Genomic DNA, 22,840 nt, shown 5'->3' with positions numbered 1-22,840 from the left:
CATGTTATCTACATGTCATGTTTATTAGCGGTCTTATGGATAAGCAGCTTTGCCGGGGGGACACATGCAAAAGCAGTGATTACACCTAAAGCCATTGATCAAGTGATAGAGGAACAGATGAAGCTTGGGCGCATTCCAGGCATGTCCGTTGTGGTTGTGAAAAAGGACGAAGTGGTGTACCAAAAAGGCTTTGGTTATGCGGATCGAAAGAAAAAGGAGCAAGTGACAGCCAGTACTTTCTTTGAAATTGGTTCTACATCAAAGGCGTTTACCGCCCTTGCTATTTTGGAGTTAGAGAAGCAAGGAAAACTTCATATAAAAGATCCAGTGAGCAGCTATATTCCAGGTTTTTTTCCGACATACAATGGAAAGCCTCAGCGTTTAACGGTGGAGCAATTAATGCATCACACAAGCGGCATTCCCTTTCAATCCATTGCGCTTATCCAGCCTGATACGACAAAGGATGCATTGAAAAAAACAGTTGATCAGCTGAAATCAATCGAGCTTAATCGTAAGCCAGGCAGTTCCTTTGAATATGCGACCATCAACTATGATGTCCTTGGTCTCATCATTGAAAATGTAACAGGAACGTCGTATGAGGCTTATATGAAAGAACTGTTTAAAAGGCATCATCTTGACCAAACGGAGGCTGGGCTAAAACGCATGAAGTCCGGTGTTGTCTCAGAAGGATTTAAACTGCAATTCCTTGCTCCGCATGCTTATGAAGCACCAGAATATCGAGGCAACACCCCTGCAGGCTATATTGTGATGAATAGTCAGGATGTGGGGACTTGGCTGCAATATCAATTGACCGATTCAACTTGGTCTCGTTTTGTAAAAAATCCTGATCATTTAACTGTGAATGTCCCAGAAGAAGGGAAGCATGTCTATTACAATGCCGGCTGGTATATAGAAAAGGCGCATGGGCAGGTGGACTCGCTTTTTCATGCAGGCTCTAACCCAAACTATTCATCATTTTTTCTGATCCAGCCAAAAGAAGATATTGCTATCGGAGTGTTAGCAAATATGAATAGCAGCTACACCGAGCAAACGGCACGTCTTATTGCCAATACGATCGCGGGTACAAATGAAGAAGCAGAGTCATCAATAGATCCATTTCAGCTCATTGATCAATTGAGTTTAGCAGCGACATGTCTTTTTATTTTGCTGCAAATGGTGTCTATCGTTCGTTTTATCAAGTGGAGGAAGCGTGTAAGAAACGGCGCTTTAGTTCGCAGGGACATGTCACTTGGCGTCTGGCTGAAAAGCATCGGCTGGGTGCTGCTGCTAATTGGGATATTGCTCCTGCCAATGATTCTTTCGCAACTAGCCTTTAATGGGCTGCCTTGGAAAATGACTTTTGTATGGGGACCTTCCTCTCTCATTGAATTAGCGATTTCTTATTATTTGTTTTTCATTTGGTTTTGTACGATTGGTTTCATCAAAGGATTTATGGTGACATCTACTGCTGGAAAGAGAGGAAAAAAAGATGACCGTCAAACAGATTTCGGGCATTCATCCTTATAATGATTTGTTTTATCGAAGCTGTTTCTTCAATTGCTTTTTTCCAATTGTGAAGCTGCATGATCAAGAAGTCGCTCCATACTTATTAAATGATCAATTTGCCTATGGGCTTTCAGAGGACGGCTTCCTGCAGATTGACTGGATGTCGGCACACGATCCAGAAAAGATTATGAATTTACAAGGCATTCAAGTTGAAAAAATGACGTATTGTGTCAATCTCATTGAAAAGGTCAAACAAGATGTGATGCGGGACCGCCCCGTCATTGTGTGGGTAGACCCTTACGTTCAGAGAGGCAGAAAAGAGTATTTGACAACCCATAGCCGTCATTCAATTTTAATTACGGGTTTCGATGAAAATCAGCAAACCTTTCAAGTATTAGAGAATCGGCATTTAGATAATTTGTCTTATGAGCATCAAGTGCTGTCATTTAAAGATGTACAGAAAGGGTATGACACCTTTCATGATCATTTTCAGCCGAATGATCAATTTCATTCTTATGCGTCCTTCTACTTTGAACCGGACAAGCTCTCGACTGAATTATTTGATCAAAAAACGACTTATTTCCTGAGAAATATGCATGGTCAGATAGACGTAATCGAAAAAGGAATCACAGCTCTTGAAACATTTTATGAGCAGTATCCGCAATTGGATGATATCGAGAAGCTCGTGGCGTCTTTCAATCAGATCATCAATACGAAGAAAGTGGAGCTGTATCGGCTGAATCTCATCAAAGGCGATCTACCTGAGCTGGTGGAATGGATGGAACGTATTGTATCAGAATGGGAGAAAGCGAGGCATCAGGCAGCAAAACTCCTTTTTTCAGGTGAGATGTCTAGTAGGTACCAAGCCAATATCAAAGCTTCTTTAGAACAAATCATCGTTGATGAAAAACACTGGCTGGAAGCGTTGGCAATCAAATGCAAAAGGGAGTGTGGCGTGTCGTGAAGTTATTTTGCTTACCGTACGCAGGTGGGGCAAGTACCGTATTCAGTACGTGGAAATCTTATATAGACCAGTCGATAGAAATTCATGCCCTTGAACTCCCTGGGCACGGGACAAGAATGACAGAGCCTGTTCTAACCGATTTACAGCAGGTCGCAGATGATCTTTATGTACAGGCGTCCTCCTCTTTAAAAGAAGGAGAGCCCTATGCCATTTTTGGTCATAGCATGGGAGCCGTCCTTGCGTATGAATTACAAAAAAGAATGAAAACAAGGTTAAACAAAGAGCCTGTCCATGTCTTTTATTCTGGGCGCTTTCCACCACATATTCCAGAAAAGAAAGTCTATCATCAACTGTCAGATTCCAAACTAAAAGAGGCGATCATTGCGATGGGAGGCGTTCCTGAGGAACTTGCCGATAACCATGCAGTGCTTGATTTCTTTCTGCCGATTTTAAGAGCAGACTTTCAGCTTTTGGAGACCTATCTGTGTGATGAAGTCGTTCCAGCTGCTTGTCCAATTTCTATTTTTTATGGTACACGTGATTTGCCTTCTGTGCTGTTCGATTTAGACGATTGGGATCAATATACAAGCGAAGATTGTGCGTTTTTTGAATTCGATGGAGATCACTTTTTTATTCATTCATTAACAAATGAAGTCGTAGAAAAAATCAATGTCATTTTAAAGCGAATTGGAGTGTTGGAGAAATGAACACGAAGCACGTAGGTGTGATTGGAGCAGGTGTGATGGGGGCTGATATGGCATTAGACCTTTCAGCAAATGGCTATCAAGTCACATTAGTTGATGTCACAGAAGAAAAACTAAATGAAGCGCTGGAAAAAATCAAGAAGACCTATCAACTGGTTCAATTTGTGAGAAAGAAGAAAATCTCATTGTCTTTAGAAGATGTATTGTCTCAAATCCAGCTGTCAACTTCACTTGAAGGCTTACATGACGCGCATATCGTCATTGAAAATGTGACGGAAGATTGGGAGATTAAAAAACCCATTTATGAAGAGCTGCGAGATATTTGTGCGAAAGAAACCATCTATTTTGTAAACACGAGCTGTATTTCGATTACAAAGGTAGGGTCCCTTATGCATCACCCTGAGAAGGTCATTGGGGCGCACTTTATGAACCCTGTTCCTCTTAAAGCGTTGGTTGAAGTGATTAGAGGAAAAGCAACTTCTGATGACACAGTTGAAACCGCAAAAGGTTTCTTGAAATCGTTTGATAAAACACCTGTTGTGGTGCATGATTTTCCGGGATTTGTTTCCAACCGTGTGCTTATGCTGACAATCAACGAAGCGATTTGGGCGGTGCAAGATCAAGTCGCCACACCAGCGGATGTCGATAAAATTTTCCGCGGAGGTTTCGGCCATAAAATGGGACCACTTGCGACAGGGGACTTAATTGGACTTGATACGATTTTGAATTCATTGCTTGTTTTATACGAGAGCTACAAAGATCCGAAGTTCCGTCCATGTCCTCTACTTGTCAAAATGGTCGACGCAGGCGAGTACGGCAAAAAATCAGGTAAAGGCTTTTTCCAATATGACATGTGAGAGGAGAAAAACAAATGGCTAAGCAAATCAAGTGTGTTGTCTGGGATTTAGATCATACATTATGGGATGGAATTTTACTTGAATCAGATGAAGTGATGTTAAAGCCTTCGATGAAGGAAGTGCTAACAGAATTAGATGAGCGCGGTATCCTTCTTTCTATTGCAAGCCGGAATGATGAAGCAGCCGTGAGGGAAAAGCTCTCCGCCTTTGGGATCGAGCATTTCTTTCTCTATCCAGAGATTCATTGGAATGCCAAATCTAGTTCTTTAGAGAGAATCAGCGAGCGCCTAAATATTCATAAAGATACCATTCTCTTTATTGATGATCAGCCATTTGAACGAGAGGAAGTGAAGGCTGTTCATCCAGAGATTACGTGCTGGGATGCAGTGGATTATATGTCATTACTCACTGATGATCGGCTGCGTCCAGTCTTTATCACAGAAGATGCCAGACGACGCAGAAGAATGTATTTAGAAGCGGACCAAAGGCAGCAGGAAGAAGAGAAATATGAAGGGCCGCCTGAGAAATTCTTGGCGTCTTTACATATGAAATTCGTGATTTCAGAAGCAGGAGAACAAGACCTCCAGCGAGCTGAAGAACTGACCGTCCGTACCAATCAATTAAATGCGAGCGGGAAAACCTATGATTATGAAGAACTTGATTTCTTCCGTCAATCAGATTCTCACTTGCTGCTTGTCTGTGAACTTGAAGATAAATTCGGTTCCTATGGAAAAATTGGACTCTCATTAATAGAAGAAACAGGCGACACCTGGCATGTCAAACTGCTGCTTATGTCTTGCCGCGTCATGTCTCGTGGTGTCGGGACCATTTTACTCACAACGATTTTGCAAGAAGCGAAAAAGCGAGGAAAGCGGCTTGTGGCTGACTTTAAACAAACCGACCGAAACCGCATGATGTATATCACATACAAGTTTGCTAATTTCAAAGAAATCGAGAAGGGGGAGGATGGCTATATCTTGTTTGAAAATGATTTAAGCATGATTCAGCCTTTCCCAGAATACGTAGATGTCAATATTGAATTAAATCAGAAAGATCCAGCCAAACAATAAAAAAGCGAAAAGCGAGGAGATTAAATCATGAACCTACACGAACAAGTAAGAGCCTATATCGAGCAAAACCTAGTGGTATTTGATGAGGAAATTGAGCTTGGAAATGATGATCATATTTTTGAACAAGGCTTTGTCAATTCTCTATTTGCGATGAAACTAGTGAACTATATCGAACATGATTTTCACTTCCAATTAGATAACGAAGACCTCGACATTGCTCATTTTAGTACGGTCAATCGCATTGTCGCTTTAATTGAGAGAAAACAACAGGGGGCCGCTCTTCATGAAAACAGCTGAACAAACGATCGATGCCATTGAAGAAATACGACAGTATTGCAATGAACATATCCGTCCGTTTGCCAATGAATTCGATGAGACGGAACATTTACCAGAGTCGCTCATTCGAGATATGGCGAAAAGAGGCTACTTGGCAGCAGGTATCCCGTCTTCCTATCAAGGGCTGGGGCTTGATCCAATAGCATATGGACAGTTCACGGAACAAGTGGGAAAAGCTTGCTGTAATGTACGGACATTATTGACAGTGAATTCACTTGTAGGAGAAGCCATTCTTCGTTATGGAACAGAAGACCAAAAACAAGGCTGGCTTGTTGAATTAGCTAAAGGAGAAAAAATCGGTGCCTTTGCTTTGTCAGAGCCGAATATTGGTTCAGATGCCAATCATGTTGAAACAAGCTATCAAAAAGAAGGACAATCCTATGTATTAAATGGGAAGAAAAAGTGGATTTCCTTTGGAGCGATTGCAGATTTCTTTATTGTGATTGCAAGAGACGGTGAACAAGTCACGGCATTCCTTGTCGATCGAGATCAGCCGGGTGTAGAGATTGAGAGAATTACAGGAATGATGGCCAATCGAGCATCATATTTAGCGGAAATCACTCTAGATCATGTCCAGGTGCATGAAGACTGTGTCTTAGGACCTGTTGGGGGTGGATTTAACCACGTGGTGTCACTCGCATTAGACCATGGAAGATACAGTGTCGCTTGGGCAGGGCTTGCCATCGCACAAGAAGCCGTTGATTCTCTTGTCACGTATTCACGTAAAAGAACACAGTTTAATGAAAAATTGTACAAGCATCAAATGATCAAAGGCATGATCGGAGATGCGGTTACCCAGCTCCATGCAGCGAGAGCCTTATGCCTAAAGGCTGGAGAAATGAGAGAAGCGAATCACCCTGATGCGATCACAGAAACATCCATTGCAAAATATTTCACCTCTAAAATCGCCGTTGACATTACAAATACAAATGTCCAAATCCATGGCGGAAGTGGATTTAGCCGGGAAAACTCAGCTTCAAGACTATATCGTGAAGCGAAGGTGCTTGAAATTATTGAAGGAACTTCGCAAATTCAGCAGCAGGTTATTGCTAACTATGGTTTACGCCATTATTTCGTGAAACATTCTTAGAGAGAAAGGAGATGATCCCATGGCTTTACAGCCGCAGAAGCTGGATAAACAGAACATTGAAAATATGTTAGGTATCACTACGATCCAAGAGGGACTGCTGTTTCATCATTTAATGGAACCGAACGGAACGGCTTATTTTGAACAACTGCTGATCGAAATAGACGGACCGATAGATCGAGACATTTTTGAACAATCATGGACGAATGTCACCAAACAGCATGAAATGCTTAGAACATTGTTCAGATGGCAGGAACTCGCAAGACCAGTACAAATTGTGCTGAAGCAGCACCAGCCAGACATTCGATATCGTGATTTGACACAAGCGAAGGAGCCTCTTCATGTGCTGAAAGAGGAGGTGACGGCACAGAACCGAGAAGAACGCTTTGATCTGCAGGAAGTCCCATTTCGCCTGACGTTATGTGAAGTGAATGATGAAGTCAGCTGGGTTCTCATTAGCTTCCATCACATTTTATTGGACGGATGGAGCCTTGGGATTGTATTAAGCGATTGGATGAGTGCATATGAGCGCTTATCGAATGGGGACAAACCCCTTCTTGAACAAAGACCGTCCTACCAATCATTTGTCAAATGGCAGCAAAAAAACCTTCAACAGACAGAAGCACAAGCCGCCTATTGGAAAAATGTTTTCAATGGCTGGAGTTATGCAGAACTGCTTCCGAAGTCAAGCGGCGCATATGAAAATTCAGAAGTTTTTCATCAATATGAACATCAAGTGGATACTTCCATTGCGGAGAGCCTGAGCAAATTCACGAATCAATATGACGTGACGCTCGCATCTGTGATGTATACGCTGTGGGGAGTTTTGCTATCTAAGTATGCCAACCAAGATGATATTGTCTTTGGGACAACAGTATCAGGGAGAAATGCGGATGTCCCTCATATTGAAAAGATGACAGGGCTGTTCATTAACACATTACCGCTGCGGGTCTCATTCGAACAAGAGCGGCCGATTCTTGAACAGATGCAGGAAGTGAGTCGTGAGATAGCTGTAAGAAATGAATATGAACATACACCGCTATCTGATTTAAAGAAATATGCAGGAATGACGGCAGAGCAATCGTTATTTGATTCAATCGTCGTCATTGAAAACTATCCACTAGATCAAATGCTCACGAAAAACGATCAGCCTATTCGTATTCGTGGATTTGAGATGACTGAGCAGACAGAATTCGATCTCACGCTTAGTGTCCAGGCGTTTGATGATCAGCTGCACTTTTCATTGGTGTATAACCCCGTCAGCTTTTCAGCTGAACAAATCGAAAAGTGGTGTCAGCATTTTCTTCATCTCCTGTCTGATGCCTGTGCTCATCCGCACAAATCTGCTGCTCAGCTACAGCTGCTATCAGAAGAAGAGAAAGAAAAGCAATTAGCGGTCTTCCGGCAGTATGGCGGGGCAACATCTAGCAATGAACCAACGGTGATTGACCTTTTTGAAGCACAAGTGGAACGAACGCCAGCGGCAGCCGCAGTTGAGTTTGGCGATACGACGGTTACATATGAACAACTCAATAAGAGAGTGAACCAGCTCGCACATTATTTACAAAACAAAGGAGTCAAACAGGAGCAGCGTGTCGGCATTTTAGCAGAGCATTCCATTGAAATGGTGATAGCATGCTTAGCGATCTTAAAAGCTGGCGGTGCATACGTACCGATTGATCCTGAATACCCGCAGGAACGAATAGAATATCTATTAGAAGACAGCGGAGTAGAATGGCTCTTAACTCATCCAATTAAACGGCTCACCTATGCTTATCATGGAGAAAAAATTGATATCACACAGCCGGATCTATACACCGGACCATCAGACAACTTGGCAGAAGCCATCACCTCAGACCAAACAGCCTACTGCATTTATACATCAGGTACGACCGGAAGACCTAAAGGTGTACTCATTCATCATCTTGGCTTAGCCAACTATATTGATTGGGCGAAGCAAGTATATGTTCGAGGAGAAACAAGGCATTTTGCTTTGTATACTTCACTGTCCTTTGACCTGACGGTTACTTCTATTTTCACGCCGCTCATTTCAGGAAATACCATCATGATTTACCACCATGAAAACCGGCAGCTGCTTGTCGAAGACATCATAAAAGATAATCGCGCACATGTGATGAAACTGACACCATCTCATTTACAGTTTATTAAGCATTTGTCTTTCCCAGACAGCCAAATGAAATGTTTCATTTTAGGCGGAGAACAGCTGGAAACATCTCTAGCGAAATCCATTCAGCAGTCCTTCCCGCAGCCAATTGAAATTGTGAATGAATATGGACCAACTGAAACGGTGGTTGGCTGCATGATTCATCGATATGACCAGGATTTTGATCAAGACGTGTATGTACCGATTGGAAAGCCTGCACAGCATACAGATATTCTTCTTTTTGACAGACATATGAATCTCATGCCGGAAGGAACCGTCGGTGAATTATATATTGGCGGGAAAGGTGTCGCAAAAGGGTATTTGAATCGACCGGAACTCACCGAAGAAAGGTTTGTCGATCACCCTTTCCAGCCAGGTGAAAAAATTTATAAAACAGGTGATGCAGCCCGCATTCTGCCTAATGGGCTCATTCAATTTTTAGGTCGAAATGATGATCAAGTGAAGCTGAGAGGCTATCGTATTGAAACAGGTGAAATTGAATTTTGGCTGAATGAACAGCCAGGTATGAAAGCAGCAGCTGTTGTTGTAAAGCCAGATGCTTCTGGTACACCATGTTTGGCCGCATATGTTGTCACGACAGCCAGACTTGATCAAGCTGCAATGAAACAAGCGTTGGCTGATCAGCTGCCGGATTATATGATCCCAACTCACTTTGTTCAATTGGACGATATGCCGCTGACTGCCAATGGCAAACTAGATAAACGGGCATTACCTGCTTTGAAACAGGCGCAGCTAACGAATAAGCAGGCGGGCGCTGCCAATCTTTCTGATACTGAGAAAGTCATTCAAGACATCTGGAAAAAAGTCCTTGGCTTAGATGAGGTAAGTGTTCATGACAAATTCTTTGACATTGGCGGGCATTCACTCAACTTAATCCACGTCAATCAACAGCTCGCTAAGCAATTGAAACAAAGCATTCCAATGGTCGAAATGTTCCGCCGTCCAACGATTAGAGAGCTTGCCGCATATTTAAGCGGCGATTCAGAGCAGGTAGCGGCAGGCACGCAGCCTGTGAAACAAAAGACAAGAAAAGCCAATGAGCCGATTGCCATTATTGGAATGGCTGGTAAATTCCCTGGTGCGAAAAATGTTGAGGCATTTTGGCGAAACTTGAAGAATGGAGAAGAATCAATTTCCTTCTTTTCCGATGAAGAACTGCTTGAAGCTGGTATTGACCGTCAGACCTTCGAACGACCCGATTATGTGAGGGCAAAAGGTGTGATTGATGGACCTGATTTATTTGATGCATCCTTCTTCGGCTATTCGCCAGGTCAGGCAGAAATGATGGATCCTCAAATACGCCTCCTGCATGAGTACGCCTATAAGGCGCTGGAAGATGCGGGGTATGTGCAAGAAGATTATACGGGTAAAGTTGGGTTGTTTACTGGGTCCACATCGAACTTTCAATGGATTCAGCGTTTTGCAGCTTCCCTTGATAGCAGCATGTCAGAGCTGTTTGAAGTGGGTTCACTCAATGATACGTATACCGTGAGTACAAGAATTGCCCATAAATTGAATTTGAAAGGACCGGCGCTCACGCTGCAAACCGCTTGTTCGACTTCTTTGGTCGCTTTGCATTTGGCCTGTCAATCCATTGCAAATGGTGATTCAGATGTAGCACTTGCGGGAGGTGTGTCGATCCTGCACCCAGTGAAATCAGGCTACGTTTATCAGCAGAACATGGTGAAATCAAGCGATGGCCATTGCCGCGCCTTTGATGATCAAGCAGATGGAACGGTTGGCGGAGATGGTGTTGGTCTTGTTGCTTTAAAAGCACTGAGTGAAGCCATAGAAGATGGTGACCATATTTATGCGGTCATTAAGGGCTCTGCTATTAACAATGATGGTGATCAAAAGGTTGGTTTCAATGCTCCAAGCGTTGAAGGACAGACACGTGTCATTCAGGATGCCTTACATCAAGCAGATGTTTCACCAGATACGATTGAATATGTAGAAACACATGGAACTGGAACATCACTTGGTGATCCGATTGAAATAGAGGCGCTCACAAAGGCTTTCGACACAGAGAAAAAACAATTTTGCCGTATTGGGTCTGTCAAAACCAATATTGGACATTTGGATGCAGCGGCAGGAGCAGCTGGCTTGATCAAAGCTGTGCTTTCGCTTCAGCATCACACATTTGTACCTAGTCTTCACTTCAAAAAAGCCAATGAAAACATTGCATTTGAGCATAGCCCTTTCTTTGTAAACACTGAGCTGACTGACTGGAAGCAGCCAGCTTCACATTTGCGGCGGGCTGGGGTGAGCTCATTTGGAATGGGTGGAACCAATGCACATGTCATATTAGAAGAAGCACCACAAAGAGATCGTCAGCAAATGCCTCGTTCTGCTGAGCTGCTTGTTCTTTCAGCAAAGAGCAAAAGGAGCTTGGAACGAATGAAAGACAAACTCGTAAACCAAATAGAAAACACGCCTTCTATCAATTTGGCAGACGCAGCTTATACTCTGCAAACAGGAAGACAGTTCTTTGGTTTCCGTCAGGCATTTGTTGCGGCAAGCAGAGAAGATGCTTTGCGAGTATTAACAGAAAAGCAAGGCAAGGGCATTGGAAAGCTCATGCATTCGCATGTGGAGCAACAAAAGATTATTTTTATGTTTTCTGGACAAGGCAATCAATATCTCAATATGGGATTAGATTTGTACCGGGAAGAGCCTTACTTTAAGAAGCAAATGGATGCTTGTTTTCAAGCATATGAAGAAGCAACGGGGCGAAGTCTTGCCCGTATTCTTTACCCATTAGCGGCTGAAACAGAAAAGGCGCGTGAAAAATTAGCAAGTACTCAATATGCACAGCCGGCCATTTTTGCCATTGAATATGCCTTATCCATGCTCTTCATTGAATGGGGCATTCGTCCTGATGCAATGATCGGCTATAGCTTTGGCGAATTAACGGCGGCCGCTATATCAGGGCTATTCAGCTTAAAGGACGCAATGTCCATGGTCGCCTATCGTGCGAATGCGATGCAATCGTCACCAGCTGGCGTCATGATGAGTGTTCCATTACCTGAGGAAGAGCTAAAACCGATGCTTCCAAAAGATATTTCTCTCGCGGTTGTCAATGATTCCTCATGTATCGTGTCAGGTCTAGAAGAGGCGATAAGTGAATTTGAACAAGAGCTGAAAAGCAACAGATTGATGTGTATGCGGTTAGGTGGAACCATTGCTGCCCACTCACATGTCATGAAGGAGGCAGCGGAGCAATTCGGAGAAAAATTAAAGCATATGAAAGCCAAAACACTTCGTATTCCATTTATTTCGAATTTGTCAGGAGATTGGATGACAAATACGAGTGCGAAAGATATGTCTTATTGGAAAAGGCATATGACCGATACAGTTCGCTTTGCTGAAGGCATCACCAATATTTTACAAGAGGACAATATTCAATTAATTGAGATTGGACCAGGACAAGATTTAAGCGTGATGGTCAACAGGTCATTGAACGGCCTGAATCAGCATGTATGTCATGTGCTCAGACATGCAAAACAAGATTTGACGGATACAGAATTTTTACTTGGGCAGATCGGACGTCTATGGACAAACGGATTATCCATTGATTGGAACAGGTTCCATCTAAACCGTCAGCCGCGGAAAATGCCACTGCCAACGTATGCGTTTGATCAAACTTCCTATTGGTATGATGCAGCAGATCGTGTAAAGCACGAAAAACCAAAGCAGTCTGGACGAAAGCAGCAAATGGATGAATGGTTCTATACCCCTCATTGGGAAGCGGGTCTTTTACCTTGCGTGCCATCAGATGATTCGTCTGCCGGAGCCTTGCTTTTGTTTGCAGAGCCATCTGCTTTCGGAGAGAAGATTGCGGCTGAGCTCCTGACGAAACGGAACGAGTTCGTAGTGGTTCGTAAAGGAAATGAATTTACGAAGCATGACGAAAAAAGCTATACCATTCGGTCACATGAGCCATCTGATTACGAAAGGCTCATATCAAATCTGGCAGATGATGAAATCAACGTGTCAAAAGTTTGTCATCTATGGGGGCTTTCAGAACGACACTCATCTCACACGGAAGAAGAATGGGTGAAGCAAACGCAGCAAGATGCTTATTACTCCTTGCTTTATATCGGCCAGGCACTGAAAAAATATGTTTTGGACCAAAAGGTATCGATTACCGTTCTTTCCTCATTGACATATGCCGTTGGCGGTGAACCTGTACTTTATCCTGAAAAAGCGATCCATCTAGGACCTGCCATGGTTATATCACAAGAAACACCGAACTTCCGTTACCGCATTCTTGATATTGATCGCCCGGTGGAAAATGGGGTTCAAGAAAAGCGATTGCTGAAGCAAATAAGCGATGAGCTAGATCGAGCGTATGGACAGCTTCTCACGGTCTATCGACGAAATAAGCGATATGTGAAAAAGTATGCGAAAGGTTCAGTTCCCGAAACAGGACATGCTCATTTGGCTAAAAAAGATGGTGTCTACATTTTAATTGGCGGACTTGGGTTTATTGGATTGAATATCGCCCAGACTTTGGCTGAGCAAACGAAGGGAACCTTAATCTTAACGAGCAGGTCTGGACTCCCTGATAGAAGCAAGTGGCAAGAATGGCTGTCTACGCATGATGATCAGGATCCAACAAAGAAAAAAATACAAAAGGTAATGGCACTGGAAGAGACAGGCGCAGACGTTCTCATTCAGAAAGTAGACGTTCGTCACAAGGAAGATATCCAGCAATTGATCAACACAGTGGATGCGTCATATGGACAGATCGACGGTGTGATCTATGCAGCTGGAGTGACAGGCGACCAATCTTTCCAGGTGATGGAGCAAACAGATGTCACATTTTCAGAGCCGCATTTTGAAGCGAAGATGAATGGTGTGCTTCATCTTGATGCCGCCTTAGGTGATCGATCCCTTGATTTCTGTTTTGTCCTGTCATCTTTGTCACCGATCTTGGGCGGACTCGGTTTTACAGCCTATACAGCTGTGAATCATTTCATCGATGCGTACGTGTATGAACGCAATCTGCGTTCAGAAACACAGTGGTCTGTCATTAGCTTTGACGGCTGGGAATTCGAGCAGGGGAAGCAGCTCGATCTTCCAATCGGAGATGATGTCACCGAAACGTTAATTACAGAAAAAGAAGGAAGAATGATCTTTGAACGATTGCTTTCACTGGATCAAGTGGAACAAATGGTTATTTCGACAACATCTTTACATGATCGTATTCACAGATATGTAGACCGTTTATCCCGTGAGGAAGAGAGCGGCGAAGAGCATGTACAAGATGGAAACTTGTATTCTCGGCCAGCGCTTTCAACGAATTATGCGGCACCTGAAACAGAGCTGGAGAAGGAATTAAGTCAACATTGGCAAGCATTCTTTAAGATTGATGAAATTGGCATAGATGATCATTTCTTTGAAATGGGTGGAGATTCTCTTAAGGCGATTACCTTCATTGGCATCATTCATCGTGCATTTAGTGTAGAGCTGACACTGCCACAATTTTTCCAAATACCTACGATACGATTAATGGCAGCATATATCGACCAAGCAGATACTGCTGCTTATCATGCGATTGAAAAAGCCGAAGTGAAGGAGCATTATCCTCTGTCGTCTGCGCAAAAACGGTTGTATCTCATGCAGCAAATGGATGTAAACAGCACAGGATACAACGAGTTTAAAGCGGGACGAATCAAAGGAAAACTCGATATCAGCAGGTTGGAATGGGCATTTCAGCAGCTCATTAAGAGACACGAAAGTTTGCGGACAGCGTTTGTACTAGAGAATGGCGTCCCTTATCAAAAGATTGAAGAAGAGGTACCATTTGCAGTCACATTGTTTGACCTCACAAAGGGATCGACACAAGGATCTGAGGAAGATCAAAAACAAGTGATTGAACAATTTTTGACTGCCTTTACGTTAAGTGAGGCTCCATTGATGAGAGTCGGTGTGATGAAGCTGGCAGAAGAGGAATTCGTGCTCATGCTGGACATGCACCACATTATCTCAGACGGTCTTTCTCAAGATATTTTGGTCAACGACTTTATGCAGTTATATGACGGCAGGACGCTTGAGCCTCTCGCTCTGCAATATAAAGATTTTTCAGAATGGCAAAATGACATGCTTGCGTCTGAAGCACTGAAAGAATCGAGTGATTACTGGAAAAACCGGTTAGAGGGTGCCCCGCTACTTGATCTGCCAACAGATTTCGATCGGCCAGAGGTGAGACAATTCCGCGGCGGACATTATACATTCCGTATAGAAGAAGCGGAGCTGAACGCGTTTAAGCAAATGATTTTAAAAGAAGACGCCACTCTGTTTATGGGTCTGTTAAGTGTGTATCAGATTTTGCTTCATAAATTAAGCGGACAATCAGATATCACGGTCGGGGTTCCGGTAGCAGGCAGAAAACAAGAGGAGCTGCAGCAAGTCATCGGTATCTTTGTCAATATGCTGCCACTTCGTTTATATCCTAAAGCAGAGCTGACGTACCAGCAATTCCTTCAGGATGTGAAGGCACATGTCATCGGCGATTTCGGACATCAAGAATATCAATATGAACAAATGGTTCAAGACCTCCAGTTAAGCCGGAGTGTCAGCCGGAATCTATTGTTTGATGCTGTGTTCGCTTTGCAAAATATGAATCAGCCAGAACTGAAGGTAGGCGGTTTAACCTTTAGTGATTATCCGTATGAGACAGGAACGTCGCGCTTTGATTTACTCTGGATTGCGTATGAGCAGGAAGACGGTCTTTCTTCAACGATTGAATATAATACTGAGCTATTCAGTGAGGAAACCATTCAGCGGATTGCAGGCTTGCTGAAAGACATCATGCGGGCTGTTTCAGCAGATGCGATGAGAATAGAAGAGATCGAACTGACTTCTTCATTCAAGCAATTAGACGACGTATCTCTTTTCGAATTAGATGACTTAAAAATATAAGTAAAGAGGTGAATGGAAGAGTGATTGAACATGATGATTTTCAACTGAAAGCAGCGGCGAAGGAAAGGGCGTTAGAAAGAGTCTACTGGACATCTGTCTTATCAGGTGTACAACTGGATGGCCGGATCCCTCATACGGTTTCACAAGCCCATTCTGCTGCAATGAACCGATCGCTTCATTCGTCCTTCCCTGTGGCTATGAACCATTCGTTAAAGCAATTATGTGGAGATTCTGATTTGCGCCTGTTTATCGTGCTGACCACAGCTGCTTTTGGCTTGCTTCAACGTTATAGCGGAAAAACTGAGTTGATGGTGACTGTTCCTACAATGGAACAGTCTGCCAATCAATCAGCCATTAATCATATGCTGCCGCTTAAGGCAGAGATTGAGCCTCATATGAGCTTTAGCGCAGGGCTAGAGGCAGTGAAACAATCGTTTCAGGAGGCAGTGCGTCATCAAAACTATCCTGTTCATATTTTAATGGATGAGCTTTGGCATTCAGTAGGAGAAGACAAGAGGCGTGTCAATCTGGCATGTGCGTTTGAGACATTGCATGGGCATGCTGACCGAGAGCAGCTGCATGCAGATGTGCTCATTGTTTGGAAGAAAGAACAAGATCACCTTCATGCTGAAGTTCACTGGGATGCTTCCATTTATGACGATCAAATGATGGAGCAGTTCTCCAGACATTTCATGACACTCACAGAGCAATGTCTCAAAACGCCTGAACAAGCGATGAGCACACACTCATTTTTATCTGATATGGAGAAAAGTCAGCTGTTTGATTCGTTTCAAGGAGAGTCGCTCGCTTATCCAGTGGATCGTGATATTGTGTCGTTATTTCAAGAACAAGTCCAATTGCATCCAGCACGAACGGCTGTTGTGTTTGGCACCACCTCCTATACATATGAAGAGGTTGATGATTTATCGAATCGCATTGCACTTAGACTGTCTCAAAGTGAGATGACACGTGAGACTCCTGTTGGACTCAGAATGAATCGGTCTGCTGAACTGGTCATTGCCATTCTTGGCATTTTAAAGGCTGGCTATGCTTATTTACCGATTGATGTCCATCTGCCGATCGAAAGAATTCGGTATATGCTCAAAAACAGCGGTGCTGCAGCTATTGTCTCGGATGCAGAAGGATATGAAGGATTGGATGTCGAGGTTCATGTGATTCAAGACATGCTTCAAGAATCGCCAATAAAAGAGAATCTGACTTGGTCTATTTCGCCTTCGGATATGGCGTATGTCCTGTATACATCAGGAACGACAGGGCATCCAAAAGGGGTCGTTATTGAACATCGTCATGTCATTAATTTGGTATATGGAATGAAAACGCGCTTTTTTGATCTGCTCCCTGATCCTTTGCAAGTAGGGATGCTGGCTTCACACATTTTTGATGCGTCTGTTCAAACATTGTTCCCGGCATTGCTCCTCGGGCATACGCTGCATATTGCCAAAGATGAAGTCCGTATGGATGGGCATGCGTTATGGTCGTTTTACCAAGAAAACCACATTCAGCTGTCAGATGTGACCCCTTCTCACTTAAAGCTGATGAACAAGGCAGCAGCGCAATCAAAACAAGACCTGCCTGCTTTGAACATGCTGCTAGTGGGCGGAGAGGTGTTCACAAAAGAGCTGATGGATCAATTTTTACAGCATATATCAGGTGAAAAACCAATCATGATTAATGCGTATGGACCGACTGAATGTACGGTTCAGTCATCATCCTTTTTGATTCCCCATGACTGGGACGAGCAGGTCATTCCTATTGGGCAGCCGATGCCGAATGAGCATATTTTCATATGTGACGCGCAAGGGGAGCCAGTTCCGATTGGCGTCTTTGGCGAACTATATATAGCAGGCGATGGTGTAGGTCGTGGGTACATCAATCACCCTGATCTGAGCAAGGAGAAATTTATCAAAAAACCAGAGCTGAGCAGCGGGATGTTATACGGTACGGGAGACCTTGCAAGATGGCGGTTTGATGGGTTGATAGAATTTGCTAAAAGAAACGATGGCCAAGTGAAAATCAGAGGGTATCGAATTGAGCTCGAGGAGATTCGCAGAGCGATTCTTGATGACCCGCATATGCAAGGGCTGATTCAAGATGTCATTGTCATTCCTAAGGAAACGAAGGATCAGGACCAATACATTTGCGCATATATGATGGCAAAACAAGCGATAGATCAGCGTGCGCTTCGTCAGTCTTTAAGTGAAAGGTTACCAGGTTATATGGTGCCGAGGCATGTCATTCAAATAGAACAATTTCCTTTGAATCTATCAGGGAAATTGGATATCCAAGCACTGCCGAATCCAGAAGATCAGGCGGCAGCCAATCAAGAGCCGTTGACCATTCAAGCACATAATGAAACAGAGCAGAAGCTTGTTCGCATTTTCGCATCTATTTTACAAGTCCCTGCTGCGCAGATTCGTATAGATGAACCGTTTTTCGATTTAGGCGGGAACTCTTTTAATATCGTTGAGCTGTCCAATAAAGTGAAAGAGGAATTTCAGCAGGAGCTGACAGTGATGGAGCTGTTCCAATATACAACTGTTTCGCAAATAGCCGCTCAATTGAGAAACAAAGTCTCAGGGCAAGAGAAACAGATCGAAAATGATGGAGAAAATGAAGCGGATGACTTAGAAAGTGCCGCTCAACTGTTAGGCGGGATGATAGATGAGTAAGTTCACAGGATTAGAGGTTGCAGTGGTTGGGATGGCCTGCCGTTTTCCGGGAGCAAAGAATATTCATCACTTTTGGGACAACCTTGCAAATGGAAGAGAGTCCATTACGTTCTTTTCGAAGGAAGAGCTGCTGGAGGCAGGGGTTGAGAAAAAAGCATTAGACCATGAGCAATATGTACGTGCTAAAGGAGCAGTCGATCAGCATGATCACTTTGATGCAGATTTCTTTGGTTATTCACAGCGTGAAGCAGAAGTAATGGACCCGCAAATCCGCATGTTTCATGAGGTGGCATGGGAATCCCTTGAAGATGCAGGCTATAACCCTGAAACCTATCAGGAACCGATTGGTTTATTTGGAGCTGCTTCTGCTAATTTATATTGGCAAGCTGCTTCCATGCTGATGAGAACGAATCACTCATCTGAACAATTTGCGGCTGTTCAATTAACAGATAAAGATTTCATGAACACAAAGGTATCCTACAAATTGAATTTGAAGGGACCGAGCGTAGCTGTTGATACAGCTTGTTCTTCCTCTTTGACTGCCATTCATATGGCGGCGCGCGCCCTGATTACTGGAGAATGTAAAATGGCACTCGCAGGCGGCGTCACCATTACGACCCCTCACAAAAAAGGATACATGTATCAAGAGGGCATGATCATGTCGCCAGATGGGCACTGCCGGGCTTTTGATGAACAGGCAGAAGGAACCGTTGGCGGCGAGGGCTGTGGAGTTGTTGTGCTCAAATCATTAAAGCAGGTACTAAAGGATAAGGACCATATCTATGGCGTGATTAAAGGTTCAGCCTATAACAATGACGGCGGGCGGAAGGTTGGCTACACAGCACCAAGTATAGAAGGACAAAGCGAAGTCATTAAAAAGGCACTCAACATCAGTCGTGTAGAAGCTGAGAGTATATCTTATATTGAAGCACATGGCACAGGTACAACTCTTGGAGATCCAGTTGAAATTGAGTCACTAAAGCAAGCTTTTCAAACGGATAAAAAACAGTTTTGTGCGATTGGGTCTGTGAAAACCAATATTGGTCATCTTGACTCAGCCGCAGGGATTGCAGGTTTTATCAAGACAACGCTTAGTCTGTACCATCAGATGCTGCCGCCTAGCCTTCATTATAAAAAACCGAATCCGAAAATTGATTTTGAATCAAGCCCATTTTATGTAAATACAACACCCGTACCATGGACGAAATCAGAGCAGCCGCTGCGTGCCGGTGTCAGTTCATTTGGAGTCGGCGGAACGAATGTACATCTGATCATGGAAGAGGCACCCGCCGCCGACAAACCGTCAGTAGAAAGAGATCATGAACTAATGGTGATTTCGGCAAGATCGAAGCAGGCGGTTCAAAAGTCTGCTGAACAAATGACCTCTTATTTAAAAGAACATAAGCATGTCACACTATCCGATGCTGCATTTACCCTGCAAGAGGGACGAAAGCATTTTCCTTATCGACAAGCTTTTCTTGCAGGTCCGGGCCGCACATTCCAGTCAGCCGGCCAGCCGCAAAAGGCCTTTCAACAGCCTGCGATCGTTTGGATGTTTTCTGGTCAAGGTGCTCAGTATGTGAATATGGGCAAGGATTTATATGAGAAAGACCCTGTATTTAAAGAAACGCTTCAGAAATGTTTTGCCATCATTTTATCGTTATCAGGTGTTGAGATCGAGAACGTGTTATATCCAACAACCGAAGAAGAGTTCATAGAAGCAGAACAACTTATGCAGCAAACATCATATACACAAATCATCTTGTTTAGTTTTGAGTATGCGCTCGCATCGAAGCTGATGGGACTAGGCATACGTCCGCATTATTTCATTGGTCATAGTATTGGAGAAATCACAGCTGCCTGCGTGGCCGGTATGATCAACCTTGAAGATGCCATCCGGATCGTTTTAAAAAGAGGCAGTTTGATGCAAAAAATGCCTCCAGGTGAAATGGCCGGTGTGTCACTCCCTGCCGATGAGATTGAACATGATCTTCCAGAAGGTGTCGAGCTTTCTGCAGTGAATAGCTCACAATTATCCGTTGTTTCCGGTTCTTCAGAACGGTTACAGATTTATCTCGAACAAGCTGAAAAAAGAGGAGCTTCTGTCCAAAAGCTGAAAACCTCTCACGCCTTTCATACGAGTATGATGGCTGAAGCGTCCGAACAGTTTAAGAACGTTCTCTCGGAGATCACCTATCAGCAGGGCGAGGTTCCGATCCTTTCGAATGTGACAGGGAGCTGGTTAACAAATGAACAAGCCGCATCACCTGATTACTGGGCATCTCATATCAGGCAGCCTGTTTTATTTAGTCAAGGAGTAGAGACGTTACTTGGACTTGGAGAAGTGGTTTTCATTGAAGTGGGGCCAGGTCATACGTTAACTCAATTTGTGAGACGACATGATGACTATGATGTGAACAAAGCAGCGGCTGTTTCATTGGTGAGACATCCAAAAGAACAAGCTGCTGATGATGAATATATGAAAAAGGCTATAGGGAAGCTGTGGAGTTTCGGAGTGGAACCGAACTGGAGCACTGTCAGAAAAGAAAAGGCCCCATATCGAGTGTCACTGCCAACATATCCATTCGAGCATCAAATATTCCCCTCTCCGCAGTTTAAAGCGGATCAGCTGATGACCGCTTTAGCGCCATCAGAAAAGGGGGAGAAACTCTCAGCTGATTTTCAAGACTGGTTTTACATCCCGGTATGGGAGCGCTCTGCACCTGTACTAAAAGAGCAGCATCATCAAGGGAAGCGTATCTTGGTTTTTGAGAAAAATGGTCATATTGGCGCTTATTTGAAAGAACGGCATGCAGAGGTTGTCAGCGTATGTCAAAGTGATCATACGATCAAAGAAAATGACCAGTTGATGAAGGCTGACGTTCATATGCTGTCACATTTAGAGTGGGTGATGGCTGAACTGCAGCAATCTGAATTTATACCGGAAGAGATCATCTGGATGCATGATGAACTAACAGAAGATACCGATGATCAGCCAAACTACTTATCTGTGCTCGATCTCGTCAGGCTGATCAGCCAGTATCATAACACAGCCATCCGTCTTCATCTTGTGACAAACCAAGCGCATGATGTAATCGGGATGGAGAAGGTCAATCCTCTTCAAGCAACATGTACTGGGCTGGCTCTGACCATTCCTCAAGAATATCAGCATATTGCGTGTCAGCACATTGATTTATGTCAGGAAACAAAGGCGGACTGGCCGCTATTTCTTTCATACGAGGTTGCAATGCACGATCAAGATGCGGTCGTGGCGTATCGCGTGAACAGCAGGTGGGTTCGAAAGGCTTCAAGCACCCCTTTAAACAAAGAGGAATCGTCTAAGCAGCCTTTCAGGACTCATGGCGTTTACCTCATGACCGGCGGTATGGGGGGCATTGGCTTCACATTAGCTAAACATTTAGCAGAAACGTATCAAGCGAAACTTGTGTTCATGAGCCGATTACAAATACGTAAACGCTCTGCATGGCATGAGCTGCGTGATGCAGATGGGAAAGAAGCTGAGACCGTGAAAAAGCTGATGACTCTTGAAGAGTTAGGAGCTGATGTACAAGTTGTACACGGTGATGTGTCAGATCAAGATGCTGTGCAGAAAGCGGTCCAGCTGGCTCATACGTCATTTGGTGATTTACATGGTGTCATTCATGCGGCAGGAGAGGCAGATGGGAAGATCATCCAAGCAAGAACAGCAGACGATGAAATTCGCATGTGTCAGGCAAAAATCAACGGGACCTATGTGCTGGATGAAGCACTCAAGGATGAAACGCTCGACTTCTTTTTACTTTGTTCATCCCTAGTGTCCTTTCTTGGAGCGGCTGGACAAGTGGCTTATGCGGCTTCCAATGCTTTTATGGACAGCTTTGCTCATGCGAAGAGGCAGGAAGGAAAGCCAGTGATTTCTTTAAACTGGGATCGGTGGGAAAAAGTCGGTATGGCACACGACTCAGCATTAGCGGCCAAAGTCAATGACATGATGGCACTTGAGGAGCAGGCGGGAATTTTGCCAGAACAAGGGATAAAGGCCTTTCAGGAAGTGCTGCGTCTAGATTATCCGCAAATTCTTGTTTCTGTTCGAGACATGGGTGAGAGAATGAAACATCGATTAACACCTATGCAGCAGGAAGAAGAGCCGTCTCAACAAATATCGAAGGTCATAGATGATCGTCTAGAAGCATCATTGAGTGATGTACTCAGCTCCTTTTTTCATCATGAACCGGATGTGAATGAGAACTTCTTTGAAATGGGTGCGACATCCCTTGATTTGCTGCAGATGAGCGGTCATATCAAATCAATTTATGGCATAGAGGTTCCGGTAGTCATGATGTATAGCCACCCGACGATCGCGTCATTGGCTGCAGAACTGAAGAAGATACATGGGGTAAAGGAAGAAAAGCAAGCTGTCACTGAATCATCTAATCTCCGTAAACAGGCGATGGCAGATGGGAAAAACCGCCGTAAACAGAGATTAAAACGAAAATAGATGGGAGAAATGCAGC

General features: G+C 43.8%; 10 protein-coding genes. All 10 read left to right on the top strand.

Annotated elements, in window-relative coordinates:
• Positions 1–12: 12 nt before the first annotated feature.
• Genes C6Y03_RS13570 through C6Y03_RS13525 form a run of 10 tightly spaced genes read left to right on the top strand, consistent with a single transcriptional unit; the run spans position 13 to position 22,824 of the window.
• On the top strand, positions 13–1,527 hold the full coding sequence (locus C6Y03_RS13570) for a serine hydrolase domain-containing protein (protein ID WP_223260760.1): 1,515 nt from the start codon (positions 13–15) through the stop codon (positions 1,525–1,527).
• Positions 1,490–2,470 carry a C39 family peptidase gene (locus C6Y03_RS13565; protein WP_066031210.1) on the top strand — a complete coding sequence of 327 codons (981 nt, stop codon included), beginning with the start codon at positions 1,490–1,492 and terminating at the stop codon, positions 2,468–2,470. The genes C6Y03_RS13570 and C6Y03_RS13565 overlap by 38 nt, the downstream gene beginning before the upstream one ends.
• Entirely contained in the window at positions 2,467–3,177 is a 711-nt protein-coding gene (locus C6Y03_RS13560) for a thioesterase II family protein (protein WP_034664703.1), read from the top strand. The genes C6Y03_RS13565 and C6Y03_RS13560 overlap by 4 nt, the downstream gene beginning before the upstream one ends.
• Entirely contained in the window at positions 3,174–4,031 is an 858-nt protein-coding gene (locus tag C6Y03_RS13555) for a 3-hydroxyacyl-CoA dehydrogenase family protein (RefSeq protein WP_066031209.1), read from the top strand. The genes C6Y03_RS13560 and C6Y03_RS13555 overlap by 4 nt, the downstream gene beginning before the upstream one ends.
• A 14-nt stretch (positions 4,032–4,045) precedes the next feature.
• Positions 4,046–5,101 carry an HAD-IIIC family phosphatase gene (locus C6Y03_RS13550; protein ID WP_034664698.1) on the top strand — a complete coding sequence of 352 codons (1,056 nt, stop codon included), beginning with the start codon at positions 4,046–4,048 and terminating at the stop codon, positions 5,099–5,101.
• A gap of 27 nt (positions 5,102–5,128) precedes the next feature.
• Entirely contained in the window at positions 5,129–5,398 is a 270-nt protein-coding gene (locus tag C6Y03_RS13545; RefSeq protein ID WP_034664694.1) for an acyl carrier protein, read from the top strand.
• On the top strand, positions 5,385–6,527 hold the full coding sequence (locus C6Y03_RS13540) for an acyl-CoA dehydrogenase family protein (RefSeq protein WP_060595704.1): 1,143 nt from the start codon (positions 5,385–5,387) through the stop codon (positions 6,525–6,527). The genes C6Y03_RS13545 and C6Y03_RS13540 overlap by 14 nt, the downstream gene beginning before the upstream one ends.
• Positions 6,528–6,546: 19 nt before the next feature.
• Entirely contained in the window at positions 6,547–15,636 is a 9,090-nt protein-coding gene (locus C6Y03_RS13535; protein WP_106039477.1) for a hybrid non-ribosomal peptide synthetase/type I polyketide synthase, read from the top strand.
• Between the two features lie 20 nt (positions 15,637–15,656).
• Positions 15,657–18,326 carry a non-ribosomal peptide synthetase gene (locus tag C6Y03_RS13530; protein ID WP_106039476.1) on the top strand — a complete coding sequence of 890 codons (2,670 nt, stop codon included), beginning with the start codon at positions 15,657–15,659 and terminating at the stop codon, positions 18,324–18,326.
• Entirely contained in the window at positions 18,319–22,824 is a 4,506-nt protein-coding gene (locus C6Y03_RS13525; protein ID WP_106039475.1) for a type I polyketide synthase, read from the top strand. Before C6Y03_RS13530 ends, C6Y03_RS13525 begins: the two co-directional genes overlap by 8 nt.
• Positions 22,825–22,840: the final 16 nt, after the last annotated feature.

Source organism: Bacillus sp. LNXM65 (genome assembly GCF_002998575.1).
Lineage (GTDB): Bacteria > Bacillota > Bacilli > Bacillales > Bacillaceae > Bacillus.
Note: the sequence above shows the minus strand (reverse complement) of the source record. Positions and strands in the feature narration are given on the sequence as shown.